This is a genomic window from Vagococcus teuberi (assembly GCF_001870205.1).
In the GTDB taxonomy this organism is placed as follows: domain Bacteria; phylum Bacillota; class Bacilli; order Lactobacillales; family Vagococcaceae; genus Vagococcus; species Vagococcus teuberi.
In genome coordinates, this window is sequence record NZ_CP017267.1 from 1263972 (window position 1) to 1281197 (window position 17226).

22 protein-coding genes and 1 pseudogene are annotated in these 17226 nt (G+C 34.6%); 2 read left to right on the forward strand and 21 right to left on the reverse strand.

The features are described 5' to 3' along the window. Positions 1 to 31: 31 nt before the first annotated feature. The 14 genes from BHY08_RS06070 to BHY08_RS06130 all read right to left on the reverse strand — a co-directional run bounded on the left by BHY08_RS06070 (position 32) and on the right by BHY08_RS06130 (position 10864). Positions 32 to 550: a metallophosphoesterase gene (locus BHY08_RS06070; protein WP_071457026.1), complete on the reverse strand. Its 519-nt coding sequence runs from the start codon at positions 548 to 550 to the stop codon at positions 32 to 34. Next, on the reverse strand, positions 550 to 1908 hold the full coding sequence (gene rph / locus BHY08_RS06075) for a ribonuclease PH (RefSeq protein ID WP_071457027.1): 1359 nt from the start codon (positions 1906 to 1908) through the stop codon (positions 550 to 552). The genes BHY08_RS06070 and rph overlap by 1 nt, the downstream gene beginning before the upstream one ends. Before the next feature lie 3 nt (positions 1909 to 1911). Further along, the gene (racE, locus tag BHY08_RS06080; RefSeq protein WP_071457028.1) at positions 1912 to 2757 is read right to left on the reverse strand and encodes a glutamate racemase; all 846 of its coding nucleotides are present in this window, start codon (positions 2755 to 2757) and stop codon (positions 1912 to 1914) included. Between the two features lie 116 nt (positions 2758 to 2873). Further along, entirely contained in the window at positions 2874 to 3890 is a 1017-nt protein-coding gene (gene tsaD, locus BHY08_RS06085) for a tRNA (adenosine(37)-N6)-threonylcarbamoyltransferase complex transferase subunit TsaD (protein ID WP_071457029.1), read from the reverse strand. A gap of 11 nt (positions 3891 to 3901) precedes the next feature. Continuing rightward, positions 3902 to 4330, reverse strand: a complete 429-nt coding sequence (gene rimI, locus BHY08_RS06090; protein ID WP_071457030.1) for a ribosomal protein S18-alanine N-acetyltransferase — start codon at positions 4328 to 4330, stop codon at positions 3902 to 3904. Between the two features lie 13 nt (positions 4331 to 4343). After that, a complete protein-coding gene (gene rimI / locus BHY08_RS06095; RefSeq protein WP_084657192.1) occupies positions 4344 to 4802 on the reverse strand; it encodes a ribosomal protein S18-alanine N-acetyltransferase in 459 nt (152 codons plus the stop codon). Positions 4803 to 4821: 19 nt separating this feature from the next. After that, positions 4822 to 5550, reverse strand: a complete 729-nt coding sequence (tsaB, locus tag BHY08_RS06100; RefSeq protein ID WP_071457031.1) for a tRNA (adenosine(37)-N6)-threonylcarbamoyltransferase complex dimerization subunit type 1 TsaB — start codon at positions 5548 to 5550, stop codon at positions 4822 to 4824. A gap of 119 nt (positions 5551 to 5669) precedes the next feature. Beyond that, the gene (locus BHY08_RS06105; RefSeq protein ID WP_084657194.1) at positions 5670 to 6398 is read right to left on the reverse strand and encodes a CPBP family intramembrane glutamic endopeptidase; all 729 of its coding nucleotides are present in this window, start codon (positions 6396 to 6398) and stop codon (positions 5670 to 5672) included. After that, positions 6395 to 7447, reverse strand: a complete 1053-nt coding sequence (locus tag BHY08_RS06110; RefSeq protein WP_071457032.1) for a hypothetical protein — start codon at positions 7445 to 7447, stop codon at positions 6395 to 6397. Before BHY08_RS06110 ends, BHY08_RS06105 begins: the two co-directional genes overlap by 4 nt. A 107-nt stretch (positions 7448 to 7554) precedes the next feature. Then, positions 7555 to 8256, reverse strand: a complete 702-nt coding sequence (nagB, locus tag BHY08_RS06115) for a glucosamine-6-phosphate deaminase (protein WP_071457033.1) — start codon at positions 8254 to 8256, stop codon at positions 7555 to 7557. A 39-nt stretch (positions 8257 to 8295) separates the two neighbouring features. Further along, a complete protein-coding gene (locus tag BHY08_RS11465) occupies positions 8296 to 8445 on the reverse strand; it encodes a type I 3-dehydroquinate dehydratase (protein ID WP_420855303.1) in 150 nt (49 codons plus the stop codon). A gap of 22 nt (positions 8446 to 8467) precedes the next feature. Next, the gene (locus BHY08_RS11470) at positions 8468 to 8698 is read right to left on the reverse strand and encodes a type I 3-dehydroquinate dehydratase (protein ID WP_071457034.1); all 231 of its coding nucleotides are present in this window, start codon (positions 8696 to 8698) and stop codon (positions 8468 to 8470) included. Positions 8699 to 8835: 137 nt separating this feature from the next. Further along, positions 8836 to 9129 (reverse strand): ArsR/SmtB family transcription factor, encoded by a 294-nt coding sequence (locus tag BHY08_RS06125; protein ID WP_071457035.1) that lies wholly within the window; start codon positions 9127 to 9129, stop codon positions 8836 to 8838. Positions 9130 to 9145: 16 nt separating this feature from the next. Next, on the reverse strand, positions 9146 to 10864 hold the full coding sequence (locus BHY08_RS06130; protein WP_071457036.1) for a phospho-sugar mutase: 1719 nt from the start codon (positions 10862 to 10864) through the stop codon (positions 9146 to 9148). A 357-nt stretch (positions 10865 to 11221) separates the two neighbouring features. On the opposite strand from BHY08_RS06130, the pseudogene BHY08_RS10735 reads away from it, so the two are divergent. Further along, positions 11222 to 11410: pseudogene (locus tag BHY08_RS10735) on the forward strand (transposase); the annotation flags it as partial. A 156-nt stretch (positions 11411 to 11566) separates the two neighbouring features. Here BHY08_RS10735 and BHY08_RS06135 read toward each other — a convergent pair. The 4 genes from BHY08_RS06135 to BHY08_RS06150 all read right to left on the reverse strand — a co-directional run bounded on the left by BHY08_RS06135 (position 11567) and on the right by BHY08_RS06150 (position 14067). Then, the gene (locus tag BHY08_RS06135; RefSeq protein ID WP_071457037.1) at positions 11567 to 12025 is read right to left on the reverse strand and encodes a hypothetical protein; all 459 of its coding nucleotides are present in this window, start codon (positions 12023 to 12025) and stop codon (positions 11567 to 11569) included. A 115-nt stretch (positions 12026 to 12140) separates the two neighbouring features. Next, positions 12141 to 12500: a thioesterase family protein gene (locus tag BHY08_RS06140; protein WP_071457038.1), complete on the reverse strand. Its 360-nt coding sequence runs from the start codon at positions 12498 to 12500 to the stop codon at positions 12141 to 12143. 3 nt (positions 12501 to 12503) lie between these two features. Beyond that, positions 12504 to 13706, reverse strand: a complete 1203-nt coding sequence (locus BHY08_RS06145) for a CCA tRNA nucleotidyltransferase (RefSeq protein ID WP_071457039.1) — start codon at positions 13704 to 13706, stop codon at positions 12504 to 12506. A 13-nt stretch (positions 13707 to 13719) separates the two neighbouring features. Beyond that, on the reverse strand, positions 13720 to 14067 hold the full coding sequence (locus BHY08_RS06150) for a nucleotide pyrophosphohydrolase (RefSeq protein WP_071457848.1): 348 nt from the start codon (positions 14065 to 14067) through the stop codon (positions 13720 to 13722). A 126-nt stretch (positions 14068 to 14193) separates the two neighbouring features. On the opposite strand from BHY08_RS06150, the gene BHY08_RS06155 reads away from it, so the two are divergent. Continuing rightward, positions 14194 to 15081, forward strand: a complete 888-nt coding sequence (locus BHY08_RS06155; RefSeq protein WP_071457040.1) for a YitT family protein — start codon at positions 14194 to 14196, stop codon at positions 15079 to 15081. A gap of 1 nt (position 15082) precedes the next feature. Here BHY08_RS06155 and BHY08_RS06160 read toward each other — a convergent pair whose 3' ends face one another. From BHY08_RS06160 to BHY08_RS06170, 3 genes are read right to left on the reverse strand one after another with little or no spacing between them, the layout of a single operon-like run. Further along, positions 15083 to 15628, reverse strand: coding sequence for a YpiB family protein (locus BHY08_RS06160; protein WP_071457041.1), 546 nt, complete (start codon positions 15626 to 15628; stop codon positions 15083 to 15085). Positions 15629 to 15635: 7 nt separating this feature from the next. Further along, positions 15636 to 16880 (reverse strand): tetratricopeptide repeat protein, encoded by a 1245-nt coding sequence (locus tag BHY08_RS06165; protein ID WP_071457042.1) that lies wholly within the window; start codon positions 16878 to 16880, stop codon positions 15636 to 15638. Between the two features lie 28 nt (positions 16881 to 16908). Further along, positions 16909 to 17151 (reverse strand): GlsB/YeaQ/YmgE family stress response membrane protein, encoded by a 243-nt coding sequence (locus tag BHY08_RS06170; protein ID WP_071457043.1) that lies wholly within the window; start codon positions 17149 to 17151, stop codon positions 16909 to 16911. Positions 17152 to 17226: the final 75 nt, after the last annotated feature.

Consider the following 17226-nt stretch of genomic DNA (forward strand, 5'->3'; position numbering starts at 1 on the left):
ATTGTCATTTCCTCCATACAAGCTAAAAATTTTAGTTCATTGAAAAAAAGTGAGTCAGTTCTTTTTGTAATTCATGTCGTTCATTATAATAATCTACTAAATACCCATCTTCCTGGTGTGTGATAATGGCATATGTTTTTAAATAGCTATATTTACCACGTGGCTGAGAAATACTGCCTGGATTTAGTAGCAAGATATCATCTACCATTGTCGCAAATAATTGATGCGTGTGCCCATATAAGACGATATTTGCTTGCATCTCTTCGGCTTGATAAAGTAACTTATCAAACGTCATATTGACATTAAACAAATGCCCATGTGTTAACAGCACCTTGTCTTGTGTGGTATCGATTAATTTTACATTGTCATATTCATTATAGTAATCACAATTTCCTCGAACAACATGATAAGTTGACCAAATATCGCTCTCTGGTGATAATTCTGAATCACCACAATGGAAAAAGTAGTCCACGTCATTTAGCCATTTTGCTTTTATGTCTTCTAAATAAGATTCCACTCCATGATTATCGCTCACTACTAAATATTTCATTAGTTTTTCTCTCCCAACCAAGTATCAATTTTTTTATCCAATTCTTTCAGAGCTTTTGCACGATGGCTAATCTGATTTTTTTCTTCAGATGTCATTTCTGCCATTGTTTTATCCGTTTCTGGAATAATAAATAATGGATCATAACCAAACCCATTATCTCCACGTGGAATGCGTCCAATTACTCCAGGTAGCTCTCCTGATACGACTAAACTTTCTTTCCCTGGTTCACTTAAAACAAGTGTACAGTGGAATTGTGCTGTTCTTTCTTCCATTGGAACGTCCGTTAATTCATGAAGTAATTTAGCATTATTCGCTGCATCACTTTTTCTTTCACCAGCATATCTTGCTGAGTACACCCCTGGCTGACCGCCAAGCGCATCCACTTTCAATCCTGAATCATCAGCTAAGACCAAACAATTCAATTGATTCGCTATTCCTTCAGCTTTTAATCGTGCGTTTTCTTCAAACGTCTTGCCAGTTTCTTCAATGTCTTCTATCTCTGGAAAATCTAACAATGTTTTGATTTGATAACCTCTTGACTTAAATAACTCGACAAATTCTTTTGCTTTTCCTTCATTTTTTGTCGCAATCAATAATTGATGTTGTAATACTGGTTCTTCATGTTTCTTCGCAACATTTCGTAAAGCTAGCGCATTTTTTTGTAGACGAATCAATTCGTTGATACTTGTTTCAGCATAATCAAGTAACTCATTTAACTCACCTCGTGTAAAGGTTGCTTCTTCACCTGTCCCTTGAATTTCGATTAATTCAAGTTTTTCTGTCATAACAACATTGCAATCAACTTGTGCAGTGGAATCTTCTTGGTAGTCTAGATCAGTAATTACTTCACCATATGAGTTTAACCCCACGCTAATAGCGGCCAAGTGAGACGTAATCGGACTTTCAAGTAAATCACCTTGTTGGACTAATCGATCAGTCGCTAATTTCAACGCTAAAAACGCACCAGTAATACTAGCTGTTCTAGTTCCACCGTCTGCTTGAATCACATCACAATCAACTACAATCGAACGCTCTCCTAACTTTTTCAAATCAATGACCGAACGCAAACTACGACCAATCAAGCGTTGGATTTCCATCGTTCTACCCGTAAGTTTTCCTTTACTGCTCTCACGTCTGTTTCGTGTATGTGTTGCTCGTGGTAACATGCTATATTCAGCCGTCACCCAACCAGCCCCACTATCACGTAAAAATGGTGGTACATTGTCTTCAACTGTTGCATTGACAATGACTTTTGTATGACCAAAACTAACGAAAACTGATCCTTCTGGGTAATCTAAGTAATCTAATACAAATGATACTTTTCGCATTTCATTATTTTTTCTGCCGTCATGTCTCATTTTCTAATCTCCTATATCTGTAATATCTACATGTTTCACTGATATATCTTGAATTGGCAACCAATCAGAACTGATGGTTTCAAAATTTCGTACAGAACCTGTTGTAAAAAAACGATGTTCTTTTTTATCTGAATTGGGTGAAGCTGAAATATCATAATAATCGAGTAACACACTGACTTCTGTGACTGTTTCAGCACCTGAATCAATCAATTTAACTTGTTCTCCCATTGCTTCTTTAATAAATGGCTTTAGCAACGGATAGTGGGTACATCCCATAACTAACGTATCAATATTTGATGCATTAAAATGACTTAATGTTTCATTTACCACTTTTTTAGCAATATCAGATTGATACTCATGACTTTCAACTATTGGTACAAACTTTGGACAAGAAAGTCCCAACACATCAACATCCAAAGATTTACGTTTAATTTCTTTTGTGTATTCCTCACTATTTATCGTTCCAACTGTTCCAATAATTCCAATACGACCATTGCGTGTTTCACGTAACGCCGCTCTTGATCCCGGAACAATCACACCAACAACCGGAATATCTAGTGCTTCTTTTATTTCTTCTAACGCAACAGCTGTCGCCGTATTACAAGCAATCACAATCATTTTGACATCTTGTTTTAATAAAAACCGTACCATATCCCATGTGAATTCTTTAATTTGGTCAACAGGACGTGGTCCATAAGGACATCTTGCTGTATCTCCCACATAATAGACGGTTTCATTCGGCAGTTGTTTTAATGCTTCACGCACAACCGTTAATCCTCCTACACCTGAATCCAAAAAACCGATTGGCTGATTATTCATAACATCTACCTCGTTCTTTATATTGTTCATCTAAATTCTATTTTCCCTTTATTTTTGATATATTTCAAGTTAAAGCATCGAATTTTAATGGTTTATTATGTCTTTTGTAGTATAAAAAAAGTAACAGTTTCCTGTCACTTCTTCTTTTATAATGTTAAAGATGGTTTGGCATTTAAATGCATATCTGAAAAGTGTTGCTTTTGGTACTCTACGTACGCAGCTGCACCAATCATTGCGGCGTTATCTCCACACAAGTTTATTGGTGGTACAATTAGTTTAACTTGTGGTAACACTTGGTCTAGCTCTTGTTTCAGACGATTTCTTAACCCTTTATTCGCTGCGACTCCACCAGCAACGACTAATTGTTTTACGTTGTATTCTTGACAAGCACGGATTGTTTTATCAACTAAAACATCAATCACACTTTCTTGAAAACTTGCGGCTAAATCAACATCACATAACTCTTCATCTCGTTGTTTCGCATTATGGACAAGATTTATCACAGAACTTTTTAAGCCACTAAAACTAAAATCATAATGATCTTCTTTTATCATCCCTCTTGGAAAATGATAACTATCCTTGCCTTGATGAGCTAATTCATCAATCTCTTTTCCACTTGGATAAGTTAATCCCAACACTCGACCAACTTTATCATATGCTTCACCAGCTGCATCATCTCTTGTCTCGCCGATGATGTCAAAATCTCCATGCTCTGTCATATAAACAAGCTCAGTATGCCCACCACTCACTAACAATGCCATTAGTGGAAATTCTAGTTCCTCTATTAACTGGGCTGCGTAGATATGTCCTGCCATATGATTAACTGGGATAAGCGGTAACTCATTCGCCCATGCAAATGATTTTGCCGCTGTAATCCCTATCAATAATGACCCAACTAATCCTGGTCCATATGTGACAGCTACTGCTGATAAATCTTCTATTTTGACACTTGCTTCTTCCATCGCTAAATCAATACACTCGATAATTTGCTCCACATGATGACGACTTGCCACTTCTGGTACAACTCCGCCAAACCGTTTGTGACTATTTATTTGAGACGCAACAATATTTGATAAAACGTCACGACCATTTTTCACAATCGCGACACTCGTTTCATCACAGCTACTCTCAATAGCTAATATATAAATATCCGTTTGTTCCATTTCTTCACATCCTAAATCTCTAACTGCATCATCACAGCATTATCTGTCGGATGATGATAATAATTTTTTCTAACACCTAGCTCTTTAAACTGATACTTTTTGTAAAACCCTATTGCTTCTTCATTTTGACTTCTTACTTCTAAAAATAAATGAGATACGTTGCTTTGCTTTAACAACTCACATGCTTCAGTTAAAAGTGTACTTGCTATGCCTTTATTTTTATAATCTGGCAGCACGCCAATTAATAATAATTCTGCTTCATCTAGCACAAATTGGCAAATAATAAATCCTATTACCTTGTCGTCTTCAAGTTTTACATGCGTGATATTGTTTTTTTGAGCTAATTGATCATAAAATTGTGCTTCAGACCATGGACTCCCATACTTAAATATGATGTCACTTGATTCTGATAATCGTTTTGCTAACTGTCTATTATCCATCTAGAATCACTTCCTAGAACTTTAATCGCATTTCAATAGCATCTTCCCTAGCAGAAAGATAATATCCTTCTTTAATACCTACCTGTTCAAATCCAAATGATCGATATACAGAGATAGCTTGTTGATTAGACACTCTAACTTCTAAACTCATTGAGTGACACGATAAATTTTTTGCTTCTTCTTTCAACTCGTTTAAAAGTGATGTTCCAATACCTTGGGACTGATATTCTGGTAACACGGCAATATTAGTAATATGTGCATCATCACACTCAATCCGTATCCCACCGAAACCAACTAATTGATGATCTAGACATGCTTTTATGTAACGACCGTATTTCTTCTTACTAAGTTCCATCCATAAAATAGCTGTACTCCAAGGTGATTCACCACCATAAACATGTTTAAGTACTTGTTGAAATGCCATAATATCAGTTACTTTTGCTAACTGAAATTCTAATTTTTTCTCAATCACACTGCCACTCCTCTACTAGTTAACTTAATCGTTCAACGTAAGATTGTGGTTCTACTTCTTTTCCTTGTTGTTTCTTTAGCCATTCTTCTTCTGCTTCTACTTTTTTTAGATAGGTTGGAACAAATTCATTTACGTCTTCTATTTTTTCTAATAAACAAGACATATCTAACATGACAGCCGGATTAGAAGGTTGGAGGATAACCTCAATATCGGTACTTTCACTTAAATCATTAAATTTTTCTTCTAATTTCCCGTATTCTTCTCCGATAAAGACCAATTTTTGTTCTTGTTTTAATAACACATCTAGCCACTCATCAAATGAAATATATTGATCAGGCAACACATTAATCAATTGGTTATTTTCATATTTATATGCTCCTGTATATAAAAAACCACGACGTGCATCTATAAAAGGCACAATCAACTTATCTTTTTCCTGACTATTTTTCGCCAAACAAGCTAATGAGGACACAGCATATAAAGACGCACCTAAAGTCCAACTTAATGTCTTCGCTGTTGTGACCCCAATACGCAATCCAGTATACGATCCGGGGCCTTTTGCCACAATTATCTTATCTATATGTTTAGGTGATAACCGATTTTCTTTCACACAAAAGTCAATTGCTGGCATCAAGGTTTCACTGTGATTTTTGCTAGCTTGACTATAATATGAGGAAATTACCTGATTCTCTTCTCCAATTACGACACCTAGTGTTTTATTTGATGTATCAATACCTAGTATTGTCATAGTTATACCAATCCTTTTTCTATTTTTCTGTTTCATTGTAGCACAAAAGACTCACTACTTGTGTTATTCGCAAACAAAAAAGAAAAAGAGTACTCATTGCACCCTTTCTCTTTAAATGATTATGATAATGGTAGACCAAACAAGTAAGATAATAGTAACATGATAGCTCCTAATATATTATTAAAAAAATGCACCATCATCGAATCTACTATTCGACCTCTTGAGCAATACGCCCAATACATTAATGCTCCTAAAGCAGCATACATTGCAAACGAAATAATATTTGACGACAAATGAACAGCTGAAAAGGCTAAAGAAGTTAATATCATTGGCACCCAATACGGCATATTTTTAAATAATAATGTTGTAGGCAACCCTCTAAAAATAAGTTCTTCTAAAATCGGAGCTTTAACTGCAACGATAATTGTCATAATTAACACATAGTAAATGGTTTGATTTGGACCAAATAATTGCGCTATCGCATCATCATTTGCACTTTGGGCATCGCCATAGATTAATTGCATTAAACCAGTCCCTATAAAGACAATTACTCGACCAATTAAAAATATTTTAAAAGCTCGCCAAATATCTTTTTTGCTTAAACTAATATCAGTATCGTGTGATTTATTTTGATAAAAACGCCAAATAAACCAAATTATTGCACCTAAAATAACCAACCAACATAAGAATAAGATGATACTTACACCATTTGACTTTTTATTGAAGATTGGTTCAAATAAATTAAGAACTAATGTTGGTACGTCGTTTAATAACAACATTCCCAAAATAATCAATAGCCCAACAATATACAACCCGACTTTTTTTATAAAGACAACAAACTTTTTCAATATCTAACCTCCAATTCATTTTTTAATAATTCTAACGTAAACAACCAATTATCTTTCGATTTATTAGAAGCATTATCGTGTATACTCACAATCATTTGATAATCTGTCTCTGTTTTCGATAAGTAATAATCAAAATCCATTGTATACAACCCTCTTTTATGAGAGACTGTTAAAGAAAAAATATAATTAATCATTAGCCAAATATCTTGAGGTCGATTCGTTTGAATCACAACATCATTTGCTTGTTCCATATCATAAGCAAATTTAGATTCTCTAAAAAATGGTAAGGTATACTCACATAAAATCTGTCTATCTTTATTCACACGTTTACCAACTAAAAAACTATGACCATAAAAATAATTAAACTGTGAATAGTGTATCTCATAATGCGTATATAAATCAACTAATTGGACCATCTGATCTATGAGAAGATTAGTCATAAATAAGGTTGTATGTTCTTCAGGAAAAAATAATCCGACTTCTTTATCTTTTTCTAATGGTGACAATTGATATCCCCAACTGTCATTATTCAAGTTCAAACGGATAAAACGTCGCGTTTTCTTCAAAAATGCCGAACCAGGCTCATAGGTACCTTCATTTTCAAAACACAATGGACATTTACCATGCATTGGAGCATCAAATTCTATTCCATAACTTGTTTCTTTACCTCCTGATAGATACCCATTGATCTGATTAAGCCAATAAAGATAGTTGGTTGCTTCTAACGGTGATCTGTCAAATTTTTTAGCAAACATCGCATTCACTACTGATGGTGGTGGCGTTAGTAACTCCATTATACTTTGTTTCAACTGATCAATGTCTTCCTCAGTTTGATACTCATTCGCTTTATTATCCTTGGCCATATCAACTAGTATTTGACATAATTCCTCTGCCGTCATATTAGATACTTGATTTACATTATTAGAAGAGACAACGACCCCTGTCATGTCAGTGAGCTTATTTTGTAAATAAGCTCGATCTGTTTTCATCCATCCTCCTGATTCAATAGCTGAACTGACAAAATCATAAATTACTTGAGAGCCTTCCATTCTGATTCTCCTTTACTTATTTAACTATTCAATATTATAAACTATTTCTATAAAAAAAACCTGATTTTTTAAAGAATTTTATCCTTTAAAAAAACAGATTTGAGAAATTATAGTTTACTTCCTGCCTCTTCATCCACAATAATAGTCACATCAGGATGAACTTGTAAAGCACTTGCTGGAACTAACTCTGTAATAGGTCCTTTTATTGTTTGATAGATGGCTTCAGCCTTTTTAGTTCCGTACGCTAATAAAATGATTTTGTTAGCTTGCATAATCGAACCTATTCCCATTGAATAAGCCTTAGTTGGCACCTCAGAAATATCAGAGAAATTACGGCTATTCGCCTCAATGGTTGATTCCGTTAAGTTTACTTCGCTTGTTTTTCCATCAAACGATGAGCCAGGTTCATTGAATCCAATATGTCCATTTTCACCAATACCAAGGATTTGAATATCTATAGGGTGTGACTCAAGGATTGCATCGTATCGCTCACATTCTTTTTTAGCATCTGTAGCTAGTCCGTTAGGTAAGAACGTTTCTTTAAATGGCTTTTTATTAAATAAATGCTCTCTCATAAAATAATGGTAACTTTGTGGATCGTCTGCCCCCAGTCCCACATACTCATCCAAATTCACAGATGTCATATGAGAAAAATCAACATCACTTTCTACCATTTCTTTATATAACGCTTCAGGTGTACTCCCTGTCGCCAGTCCCAATGTTTTAATATCTTGTTTCATTGCTTCTTGAATCATATCAAATGCAACTTTCGCACCTTCGAATTGATCTGTTACTTTAATGACTTTCATGTCTATTCCCTCCAGTAATGGTATAGTCCAATTATACCTTTAAAGAAGTATTTTGACAAGTCTTATGCGAATAGTTGTTAATATATCCCTTAGCTCAGGTACTGATGCTTGTCCTGGTGTAGATGCTGATTGGACTGATCCAAATGTCAAGACTAATCCAAACGTTTCTCCACTGACTCGACTTATCATCCCTAATTGCCCATTGACATCGTCACAATTGGGCGATTAGCAAAAAAATTTGCATCTCATTCGTTGCGTCAAGTAGCGTTAATACATCTGTTGTAGTATTTAGCATAACAGCTATTTTACAAATATCTGCACCATAGTTCGCGACAATTTTAGTTTCTTCTATTAACTCTTGACTTGCTTTACCAACCATTGGAACAACTAATTTAGGAATACCATCTCCAACAACAATGTTCATTACTTTAACTGTTTTCATTTACTCTGTTCTTTCAATTTTAATGAGCGACGACCTTTTTTAGACTCGCTGATTGTAGAATTATTAAAAAAGGTCTCAACTATTAGAATGTTATCTAACAGTTGAGAACCCTTATGAGCAAAACTTTATTCTATGAATTATATATGATTCATATGATCGAATGTTTGGGATAAAATACTTTTAACATGTTTATCATCTAAACAATAAACAACACTCTTTCCTTCTTTTCGTGATTTGACCAAATGATTATCCCTTAAAAGCTTCAGTTGATGAGATACAGCAGATTGTTCCATTTCTAAAAATTGAGTAATACTACTGACATTCATCTCCTTTTCAGACAAAGCAACGAGTATTTTCAATCGGGTTGGGTCTCCTATCGTTTTAAAAAAACGACTTGTTTGTTCAATCGTTTGAGAACTTAACTCTTTCAACTAGACATCTCCCCCTTTACGCACTATACTTAGCTAATTCATTCGTAAATAATTCTATTTTTTCAGTAACAGTCTCTTGTGTTTGATCCACTGCTCCAATATAAAACTTAATTTTTGGTTCTGTCCCAGAAGGCCTAATAGCAATCCAACTACCATCTTCTAAAAAGAATTTTAATACATTTGCCTTTGGTAATTCAAGTGTTTGCTCTTGTCCATCAGCAAATAGACGTTTTCCAACTGAATAATCTTCTGTATAGTTCACTTTTACGCTACCAAATGATGTTGGCAATTGTTCTCTCACGTCATGCATGATAGTTGCAATTTCTTTTAACCCTTCCATACCTGATTTGGTTACAGAAATCGTTTTTTCTTCAAAATAACCATATTCTTTGTACAAATCAAGTAAGGCATCATACAATGTTTGCCCTTTTTCCATGTAATAAGTTGCCACTTCAGCTAACATTACCAATGCTTGAATTGCATCTTTATCACGAACAAATGGTTTCACTAAGTAGCCATAACTTTCCTCAAAACCAAATAAAAATTCTGCCGAGTTTTTAGCTTCTGCTTCTTTGATTTGTTCGGCGATAAATTTAAAACCAGTTAACACATTTTTCATTTCAACATCATATGCGTCACAAATTCGTGTTGGTAACTCACTTGATACGATTGATTTTAATACCATACCATTGGATGGTAGCTCTTGTTTTTCTTGCTTTTTACTCAAAATATAATGCACCATCAAACTGGCTAATTGATTTCCGGTTAACACTCGAAACTCGCCACTTGGTAGTCTTACGGCTGCACCTAAACGATCGGCATCTGGGTCTGTTGCTACTAATAAATCAGCTGATAGCTCCTCACCTAAACGAATCGCATATTCGAATGCTGATAATTCTTCAGGGTTTGGTGATTTCACTGTAGTAAAATTAGGATCTGCAATCGCTTGTTCCTCAACTAAGGAAACATTGGTAAAGCCAATTTGTGATAATGCTTTTTCACCAAGCATTTTCCCTGTTCCATGTAATGGCGTGAAAACCATGTTTAATTTGTCGCCACTTCGTTTGATTAACTCATTGTCTATCGTCACGGATAACATCTCTTCTAAATAAATTGTGTCAACTTCTTCACCCACGATATTGATAAAATCATCTGACTTGTCATCAGAAATCACTTCAATTACCAATGGATTTTCAACGCTACGCACAAATTCTGTTACTTTGTCAGCGTCTTGTGGTGGCATCTGTGCACCATCTTCCCCGTATACTTTAAAACCGTTGTAATTTGCCGGATTATGGCTTGCAGTAATCATAATCCCTGCAATACAATTAAAATGTCGTACAGAAAATGATAATTCGGGCGTTGGACGTAAACTTTCAAATACGTATGACGTAATTCCGTGATTAGCTAGTGTTTTAGCTGATTCCATCGCAAATTCTGGTGATTGATGTCTCGAATCATACGCAATCGCAACCCCTCTTTTTTTGGCATCCTCACCTAATGTTGCGATAAATAAAGCTAAACCGTTAGCTGCTTGACGAACAGTATAAATATTCATACGGTTGATTCCCGCACCTAAAATCCCTCTCATACCTGCTGTGCCAAACTCTAACGGTGCATAAAAAGCATCTTGTAATTCGGTTTCATTTTGTTCTATTTCAAACAGATTATTCTTTAAACTAGGTTCTAATTCATTAAATTCTTTCCATTTTAGATAAGTGTTTTTCCAACTCATTCTGTCACCCCATATAAATTTGTCTTATTTATTATATCATTACATCATCAATTTTACTAAAAAATTATAGGGCAAATTAATCTAAAAAAACAGATGACTTATACCATCTGTTTTTAATGCCTGTAAACTAAATCGTGTTGATAGATTAAATGCTCTCAATGCGATTTTTTGTTTTATTCATAAAAAAAAGGGGCATTCTTATTCGCAAAATTAAGTCGTCTATAACTAACCTTACAAAGGAGAATCCCACTATGAATAATAATACAAGGAAACTACTCAATTTAACAGATGATTCTCTTATTTTTAGAGTGATGTTCACAGACACCCGTTGAATTACCAAAGTATTTTAGAGATAAATTCAAAATATTTGGTAAGTTCTTCCAAAGGGTCATGAATGCCTTCAAATACTCCTATTCAAATGGTTTCTTAGAAGGCTTTAATAATAAAATTAAAGTGATTAAACGTATGGCCTATGGCTATCGAAACTTTCTCCTATTCAAACGACGTATCTTTTTGATTCAAAATCAAGTTTTTCAGGTTAAATAAAAAAGCGAGAGAATGTCTTCCCTCACTTCAATTAATTCTATTTCATTTTTGAGACTTTTTCCTCAATATTATTGTCCATCAACACGATTTGACATAGAGCCAAAAAAAGAGTTAAGCAAAACTAGCATAACTCTTTATACAAATACTATTAAATTTTTATAAAAACTCACTATAAACGTCGTCCACTGATTTGTTTTCATCGATAACAATATACAAACGATTATCTTTTGAAATTTTTGTTGTTTGATAAATGTTATCTAGTCCTTCTTGTCCTGGTGTTTCTTTGTCTTTGTATGGGAAGTAGATTAAATCACTTGTTCCATCATCAAAAACAATGTCCATTTTTTCAATATCTTGGTATTTTGTCGCACGTTCAAACATACCTGACTCTAATCCACCTAAGTTAATATCATCTGTTTGGACATGATCTGCTTCACTTAAAATCTCAATTTTAAACCCTTCACATGGTCTGATTTTTTGGAAGTCACTACCATGAATACGACCATAACTTGTTGATACTTTACTAATCCATAAATCGCCAATACATTCACGGTCTATTGTCCATGTTTCACCATTTCTAAAATAAAATTTAAAACTTGTCATTGTTTTTGCCATAAATGATCTCCTCTTTCCAATTAGAAACTTATCATATCTCTTACACGTTTATTGTAACACGGTCGTGAGCAAAAATAAACAACTTTATTAAACTTTTCACAAATTATATCTATTATTAGTTAGTACGCTCCATAAACGTTAACGAATTAACTATGACACGAGAGTGAGAACCTGTTGCAATCAACTTTTCACCATCAAACGCTTGGTAATCAAACTCAAAATGTTTTTTCTCGCATTCTTTAAGTTCTACTTTAATCGTAATCAACGCTCCAAGAGCTGAAGGTTTTAAATGTTTGATATTAATTGCTAATCCCACTGTTGTTTCGTCTTTTTCTAATTTTTGCGCCACGGCATTCATACAAACATTCTCAACCATTGCAATTAATCCTGGTGTACCTAAAACAGCAAAGGTACCAGAACCAAGTTCTTTTGCGGTATATTTTTTTGTGACTTCCAACGTTGTACTAAATGTCATCTTCTACCCCACCATTTCCTTTATTTTTTCTAATAATACCTTTTTATCATTTTCCCATTGACCTTCAACTACGTGTTTTTCAGTTTGTTTTAATACTCTCCCTAACCAAGGGCCTGGCTTTTTATCCATATAAGCTAAAATATCTCGCCCAGATACTTTTAAATCTGCCATTGATTTGATTGGCAGTTGATTATATGCCTTAATTAGCTCGTCTTCGTTGTTCTCTAAGCCGAAAAAGTCTCTGACTTGTTCAACTAAAGAAATCACTTCAATGCCAGCTTGATACATCTCTTTGGCACTCCACTGACTGGTTAATCGCTCGTTATAGCAATCAATTACTTTTTCAACTAAATTAGACAATCGTTTGGATGCTTTCCATTTACCGAGTAACGTCTTGGCATGCTTTTCTTCTATCGCAATTAATAAACAGCTCCAAGCTAATTCTTCACTCGTCAACAACATCTCAGGATTTTGATTAGCAAAGCTAACTAACAATTCCTTTTTATGACTAAACCCTGGACAACAGATAAAACAATTTGTTTCAACAAAAGGGATGATACCTCTTTTTCTTTCTGCTCCCATAAGAAGTTTAACCCATTCGATATAAATTCGTTCAATCGCAATCTTTGTTAACAGTTGATGATTTTTTGAAATAGCTTCTTCCGTTTTTTCTTCTATATCAAAACTCAACTGACTCGCAAAACGCAACGCACGCATCATTCTTAGTGCGTCTTCACTAAAACGCTCATCAGGATTACCGACTGCTTTTATTTCTTTTGCATGAATGGACTCTATTCCATCAAACAAATCAATAATATTCCCTTCACGTGTCATAGCTAATGCATTCATCGTAAAGTCTCGGCGTTTTAAATCCTCTTCAAGTGAACGAACAAATGTGACTGTATCTGGTCGACGATAATCTTGATAAGTTGATTCTGTTCTAAAAGTTGTAATCTCATATTGATCTTCTTCATACAACACCAATACAGTCCCATGATCGATTCCAACATCAATCGTACGAGGAAAAATTTCTTTTATCTCTTCTGGAAAAGCACTTGTAGCTATGTCAACATCATGAATTTCATGATTTAAAATCACATCTCTCACACTACCACCTACAAAGTAAGCTTCATAACCGTGCTCATTTATCTTATCTATTACTGGTAACGCTTGTTTAAATTCAATTGGTAAGTCATTTATCTTCATAATTATCTACTTTCTAATCCATACTTTTTTCCTCATCGACTCGTTCAAAGCGATGACTATCTCTAGCATAAAACTTTTTCATGTTATCTTCAAATACTTTTGTCAAATCAATGTCGAGTGAATTTGCCATAATAAGGAGAACAACTAACACATCTCCTAGTTCTTCTTCCACTGTTTTCGGTATTTCATCAGTCTTTTTGGCTTTTTCCCCGTAGTAATGATTGATTTCGCGGGCTAACTCTCCTGTTTCTTCTGTTAATCTTGCTAGTTGCGCAAGTGGTGAAAAATATCCTGCCTTAAACTGCGAGATATAATCATCCACCTCTTGTTGCATATCTGATAAATATTTTGGTTGTGTCATGTTTAACTCCTTTAAAAATGTTCTAAAATACATCTAGTTTTTGGTCCCCCTTACCTCTTGTTGACCTGCCGACACAGTGATAAGATAAACCTGAGTGCAGTAAATCTGGTTTTTTGGGGGCGTATTATGCGTATAAATAAGCAATTTTTCATTAATTGTATCATGATTTTTCTTGGAGCGAGCATTTTTAGTTTTGGTTTGGTAAATTTTAACATGGCAAACAAATTAGCCGAAGGTGGAATGACTGGTATCGCACTGATTATTTATAATTTATTTTCCATCAATCCAGCGTTAACCACGTTAGTGTTAAATGTGCCACTCATCCTAATTGGTCTCAAACTGTTAGGTCTGGAGCCGTTAATTTTAACTTTAGTGGGTTCTCTCTCACTTTCTTTAAACTTATGGCTGTGGCAAAAAGTTCCGCTAGCCATTTCAGTTGATAATGACATTTTAATAGCCGCACTACTCGCAGGTATTTGTGGTGGATTTGGTAGCGGGATTGTGTACAAATATGGTGGGACAACTGGTGGGACAGATATTATCGCCCGAATCATTGAACGCAGATTTGGTATGACAATTGGCCGTTCACTTTTTGCTTTAGACGTCGTAGTTCTTCTTCTTTCTTTGACTTACTTGTCGTTAAAAGAAATGATGTATACGCTAATTACCGTATTTGTTTTTAGTCGAGTCGTTGATTTTGTCCAAGACGCGTCATATGGTGCCAAAGGAGTATTCGTTGTTTCTGATCATGACCGAGAAATTGGTGAGCGAATTATGTCCGAATTAGAACGTGGTGTGACGTATATCAATAGCGAAGGTGGTTTTTCTAAGGAAAGTCGTCAGATGGTCTATTGTGTGGCAAGTATTAGTGAAATGAGCCGTATAAAAGAAATAAGTTACGAAATCGACCCACGAGCTTTTATGACCTTCTTTAATATTAATGAAGTGACAGGTGAAGGATTTACATATAAAGAATTACAAGAAATACATGAACAAGCAAAAAAACAAAAGTGAGCTAATCATCACTTTTGTTTTTTTCTTTTTGGTATTCAATTGACCAATAAACAAACTCTTCTTCATTCCCAGAATCGATGGCATGATTTAGCTTATCTAGTATGCAATTTAATTTTTCTTGATATTGTTTTTCTTCAAAATCACGTAATACTTTCTCGAACATCTCGTCAGATATGGTATCAAATGAACTTAAAAATGGATTTTCTTCCAATACTAACTGATACTGTTGATTAAAATCACGGCCACTAAATCGAACTTCTAAAAATAATGGTTCTTTGTATTTCATCCTGATGTCATGAAATATTTGTTGTGCGTCACCAAATGGATGATTCTCCTTATATAAAACTAAGCCTTCTTCTGTTTCTGAATTATCTGAAACAATCAGTCCTCTAGGCGTTTTATCCGCTTTTTCTACTATATGCACTCGGTTTAAAATCGCATCATGATTTAATAAATAATTTAAAATCCAATAAGCCTCTTTCTCTTTTAATGTAATGGTTTCAATCAACCACGTCACAAATGCTCGTTTGTCCTCTAAATTAGCCATAGACACACTACTCTTCTAACATAGAGACAATCATCAAATCATCTGGGACCATCCTCAAATAACTCGTCAAGACCTCACGTGACTTATCTAGTTGTCCTTCTTCTCTTAAAAATAATCCATAATCTTTTAAGAAGTCTGCGTCGATGTCTAAATATGAAGAGGCTAATTCATAATATTTTTTCGCATCGGCGTATTCTTCCAATCCATTATAAGCTTGAGCTAAATACCAATAAGCTTCACCTTGATCTAAAATATCCAATGAAGAAACTAAATGAATGGTTTCTTCGAATTCTTCTTCTTTTAAGAATAATTCTGCTAGTTTTAATTTTGAAATATCACTGTCTAACTCTAAAGAAATGACTTCTTCCAAATACATTTTTGCTTGGTCTTTTTGATTTAATTGATACGATGCTTCTGAAGCTAAATGATAAACAGACACATCATACGGATTCACATGAATTCCTTTTTCTGCTACTTCAAGTGCTTCGTCATATCGTCCTTCATCAAATAAAATTTGAGAAAGTGGGTAATACACTTGGTTAAACTCTGAATTCATCTCACTTACTTTCGTTAATAACTCAATGCTTCGCTCATTTTCACGAATTTGATAATAACATAAAGCCAACTGAAATAATCGCTCAACTGTTTCGTCTTGTTTAATTGCAGACTCTAAAAACTCAACCGCTTGCTCATACTCACCAATTCGTGAGAGTGACACGCCTATACGCTCATCTAAGTCGATTGGCGACTCAAAGGTAGGATACGTCGTTTTAATCTCTTCATACGCTGCAATTGCCTTTATGTAGCTTTCAGTCGCAAAGTATAACTCACCTAATGCCAAATCAACTAATGGTTCCTGTGGCAAAATTTGTTTGGCTTCTTTTAATTTTTGTTCACTGACTTCTGGTATTTCCATCATCTGATAAATATCAGCTAATGTTAAGAGACTTTGCGCGTATAAATCACTACTTGGTTTAATTTGCTCTAACCACTCAAACGCTTCTTCTAGCTTATCTTCCTCAATCGCAATTTCACCTAATGAAATTTTTAAACTGTCTTCATCAGGATAAAGAGTTAATAAATCTTTAAATAAGGTACTCGCTTCTTCTAAAAATCCTAATTGATATAAATTATCTGCAAGTTGCAATTTTTCTTCAGGCAAATCATGTGATAATGCCTCATTAAAATAGACCGTTGCTTGTGCTAAGTCTCCTGAAGATAAGGCTTCTAACATTTGTTTACTGTATGACATAACTTTTTCTCCTTAAACTCTCGTAATCTTATTTTTTCTGAAAAATTGAGACAATGGCTATAATGATGATCGCACCAAGAATAGAAGGGACAAGTGCCATGCCAGCAAGTTGTCCACCCCAGTCATCACCAAACATCTTTTGTCCAATAGCTGATCCTAGTAAGCCTGCTACCAAATTAAATAAACACCCTTGAGAATCTTTTTTTCCGGTTATCATGGTCGCAACCGCACCAATAATACTTCCAACAATTATGACTGCTATCCAATGCATGTTAATCACCCTCATTCTATTATTCTTATCTATTCTAATCTATTTTTATGTTTTTTCCTAGAAATACCTATAACT